This is a genomic window from Roseburia sp. AF42-8 (assembly GCF_003435965.1).
In the GTDB taxonomy this organism is placed as follows: Bacteria; Bacillota; Clostridia; order Lachnospirales; family Lachnospiraceae; genus Roseburia_C; species Roseburia_C amylophila.
In genome coordinates, this window is sequence record NZ_QTVB01000090.1 from 1 (window position 1) to 3,826 (window position 3,826).

A 3,826-nucleotide genomic window follows, 5' to 3' on the forward strand; every position below is an offset into this window, starting at 1 on the left:
AAGATATCCGTGGTGTGCAAATTTATATCAACTTGTTGAAAATGAAAAATTATTTCATGATTATTTTCAATAAAAGAAGGTGAGTTTGATTTTCGGATGAGGTATCAGAGGAAGAAAAGGTAATGGCGAGAGAAAAGGCTTATCAAAATTACAATCCTCAAAAGCATATATAATAAAAATAATACAGCTTTTAAAGTAGGAATGAATACAGAATTAATTAAGCATTGCTCTTATGTCAAAATTTTAAAGAAATTAAAATGAGAGGTTCCACCAGTTAAGCTGTTGGTAGAATATTCACCCTTTTATACAGTTTTTCAAATTCGTCAGGCGACATATAGTTGCAGTGATTGTGAATTCTGATAGTGTTATAGAAGATTTCGATATATTCAAGAACAAGTCTGTAGGCATGACTATAGTTTAAGCTGTTGAACCTGTTAAGCCATTTTCTTTTCAACTGGCACAGATGATGGATGGAATGTTAAGTACATATCTCGAACAGGTGAAGGACAGGGTAAACTCCTGTGAGGAGTTCTATGAACTGCAGCAACAACAGTGGCAGGAATCCATCCAGCTGAGAACAGAAGAAGGCATTGTGAAGACGATTGCCGGAGTCGGAACCATGATTTTAGGCGGCATACTTATTGTGGCAACCTGTGGTATGGCTCTTCCTTTAGTGGCTACAGTAGGAGTTGCAGCAATTGGATTAGGCACAGCTGCATATGGATGTACAAATGCAGTAGAAGGTGGTCAGGATGTTTATGCAGGAGTAACAGGAGACCCAAGAATGGTATCGGTTAATCCAATCCGTGATACATTATTTGCCAGCAATCCGGAACTCTATTATTTAATTAGGAAATGCGTTGACAATCGCTGCTTCCCTGATACTGACCGGAGGAATGGCAGTAAATGCAGCAGTAAGTGCAGGAACATCCATCGGCAGGGCAGTAGTGACAGAGTATGTCAAGCATGGACTGACGGTGGCAGCCAGCAGCTATGTGGAAAAGAGCATGACAGAAGCCACCAACAGTCCACTGGCAGGCTTTTTAACAGGTTCGCTGATTGGAATAGCAACATATGGAATGCTCAATGAGGCAGATCTGGAAGTAATGAATCTGGAGGCGTCATTAGAACTTGAGAAACAGCAGCTGGGGAATGTTGGAGAGAGTAGTAGTAATGTAAAGAATCCAATGACAGGTGATGATTGGCATAATTATTTTAATGAAACATATGGAGCAGATAATGTTACTTGGGAAAGTACATCTATCCAAGATATTGTGGATATGCCAAGTAAAATAACTGACTTTTCTCCAAAACAGATTTCAGATTTAGCCACAAAAAATGGATGGACAGTGGAACCTTTAGGCAAAGGTAGTCTAGCAGGAATTCCATACGAACAAGGCGGTGGGCTAAGTATGCATGCACCAAATGGAAGTTCTGTATATATTCAATATCATCCAGGTGGCGGACATCATGGAGAGATGCCATATTATAAGGTTTCATCTGGTAAAAATGGAATTGTAAGATATTACATAAATGGAGAAAGGGCAAAATAGTGGAAAAAGATATAGAAGAAATTATGCAATGCTATGATAGATTCATTGACATTGTAAAACAAATGTCTATGACTGCAACAGAACAAATTGCAAAACTGAAAGGTACAGTTGTTGCAGATGAGCTTGCAAGCGATTTTAGTGAAATAGGGATGATGTATGCAAAAGAGTTACTGGAAAGTGAGTGGATAAGTCAAGAACAGTATATCATTGCAAAATCTATAGATGAGATGCTAATTGGTATGTCTAAAAAAAATGAATTATGGACAGAAGACGCTCTATTAAATGCTGAAGAATGGGAAGAATGCAGAAAAAAAGGAGGTTTGCTTTTAGAAACGTTAGAATAATTTTTTTCAATAAATTTAATTAGTGTTATACTTTCGGACTCCAACAACCTATAACTCATGCATGTCTATTAATTAATCATCATAGCTGTTGTGAAGCAATTAAGAATCCATGATGTTAATTAATAGACACTAGCGAAATTTTGTCAAGTCGGGTATACGAAAGGACATTGCAAAATCAAAATAGAATATTTATTTCCAATACGCTGATATAAACGTGCTCTTAGCAACAATGTAAAGTACGAGGAGATTACCAGCATCCGTGAATTAATCATGGCACAGCTTGACCGATGGATAGATGAGATTGATGCGGTGAGGAGCAGTATCGTAGAAATTGCTGCTATGCCGGAGATATCCCAGGATTTCATGGAGTGACAGGAGACCCAAGAATGGTATCGGTTAATCCAATCCGTGATACATTATTTGCCAGCAATCCGGACCTCTATTATTTAATAGGAAATGTTTTGACAATCTCAGCTTCTCTGATACTGACCGGAGGAATGGCAGCAAATGCAGCAGTAAGTGCAGGAACATCCATAGGAAGGGCCGTAGTAACAGAGTATGCAAAGCAGGGACTGACGATGGCAGCCAGCAGCTATGTGGAAAAGAGCATGACAGAAGCAACCAACAGTCCACTGGCAGGTTTTGTAGTTGGTTCATTAACCGGAATGGCAACATATGGAATGCTCAATGAGGCTGATCTGGAAGTAATGAATCTGGAGGCGTCATTAGAACTTGAGAAACAGCAGCTGGGGAATGTTGGAGAGAGTGGTAGTAAGGCTGATGTATTAGCTCAGAATAGGACAAATGGAAGAGCTTTTGAACAACAAGAATTTGCAAAATTTAGTTCTCAAAATAATAATGCAGTTGAACAGATTACTGTAAAAACATCTTCTGGTGTTAAAACAAGAGTTGACGCAATTGGATTAGATGCAAATGGAAATGTTGTAATAAATGAATATAAATCATCATTGACAGCACCGCTAACAAGTAATCAAAAAATTGCATTTCCTGAGATTTTTGAAAGTGGAGCAACTGTTGTTGGAAAAGGAAAAGGTATATTCTCTGGAGGATACCAGATTCCGCCAGGTACAAAAGTAACAATAATTCGACCAGAGTAGGAGGTATTATGTCGATAGTTGATAATAAAACGGTAGATGGCATAGCGTTAACGGATGATAATAAAGGAATAATTTTACTGATAGCTGACCATATGGACTGGAGAGATGAATATCAGCATTTAGTAATGTTGCAAGAAAAGATTAATGTATATATCACCTTTCTTGAACAGAAGCAGTATGAAGATATCTACAAAGGAGAAAATATAACATATGGAATTATAGAAATTCATTTCTTATATAGTTTAACCGCTAATGCAGAAAAGTTTTTACAGTCAGTTCAAAATCAAGTTGCCGAACTTGGTGTAAAGATACAATATTGTGTTTCACAGGAGGGAGCAGATGAAGCTAGATAAAAACCAACAAAAGCAATTAATTAAAGCAATATATATGTCTTCAGATAGAAGAGGATATAAAACAAAAACAAATACCATTTATAGTGTAAAGGATGATACATTTATTCATTGTGATTTTCTTGTTGTAAATTCGCAGAAATTAGTTTATAGAATCTATATTAAAAATTATAACTATGATGACATTTTTTGGAAGGTTATGCAAATGCCAACTAATAGCAAAAAGAGTAATTCATTAAGGGCAAGTGGTGCTTTTAAGGCTCCTTCGATTTTATTAAAAAAAGGGGAAGTAGACCTTACAGATAAATATGATGAGCAAGCGGAATACCTTTTGGGATTAGTAGATGAGTGTAGTCATAATTTTATGGAAAAGTATGATATTGATGAGTATATTATTGATTATGAAGATGGTATGGATAAGGAAGTACTAAAGTGTTTAGCCTACATTAATATGAATAACA

At 36.6% G+C, this 3,826-nt stretch carries 6 protein-coding genes; 5 read left to right on the forward strand and 1 reads right to left on the reverse strand.

All coding sequences use genetic code 11. The annotated features are described in order from the left end of the window. Positions 1-274 precede the first annotated feature (274 nt). Positions 275-454, reverse strand: a complete 180-nt coding sequence (locus DW059_RS17725) for an IS3 family transposase (protein WP_199534401.1) — start codon at positions 452-454, stop codon at positions 275-277. A 442-nt stretch (positions 455-896) separates the two neighbouring features. Between DW059_RS17725 and DW059_RS15040 the strand changes: the two genes are divergently transcribed. From DW059_RS15040 to DW059_RS15060, 5 genes are all read left to right on the forward strand, one after another. Next, positions 897-1,553, forward strand: coding sequence for a hypothetical protein (locus tag DW059_RS15040; protein ID WP_147326070.1), 657 nt, complete (start codon positions 897-899; stop codon positions 1,551-1,553). Continuing rightward, positions 1,553-1,897, forward strand: a complete 345-nt coding sequence (locus DW059_RS15045; RefSeq protein ID WP_199534402.1) for a hypothetical protein — start codon at positions 1,553-1,555, stop codon at positions 1,895-1,897. The genes DW059_RS15040 and DW059_RS15045 overlap by 1 nt, the downstream gene beginning before the upstream one ends. A gap of 386 nt (positions 1,898-2,283) precedes the next feature. Further along, complete coding sequence (locus DW059_RS15050; RefSeq protein WP_117699331.1) at positions 2,284-3,015, forward strand: hypothetical protein; 732 nt, start codon at positions 2,284-2,286, stop codon at positions 3,013-3,015. An 8-nt stretch (positions 3,016-3,023) separates the two neighbouring features. Beyond that, positions 3,024-3,368, forward strand: a complete 345-nt coding sequence (locus DW059_RS15055) for a DUF6572 domain-containing protein (RefSeq protein WP_117699332.1) — start codon at positions 3,024-3,026, stop codon at positions 3,366-3,368. Further along, positions 3,355-3,826, forward strand: a 472-nt coding sequence (locus DW059_RS15060) for a hypothetical protein (RefSeq protein WP_117699333.1), incomplete at its 3' end; no start/stop codon positions are given. The genes DW059_RS15055 and DW059_RS15060, both read left to right, overlap by 14 nt.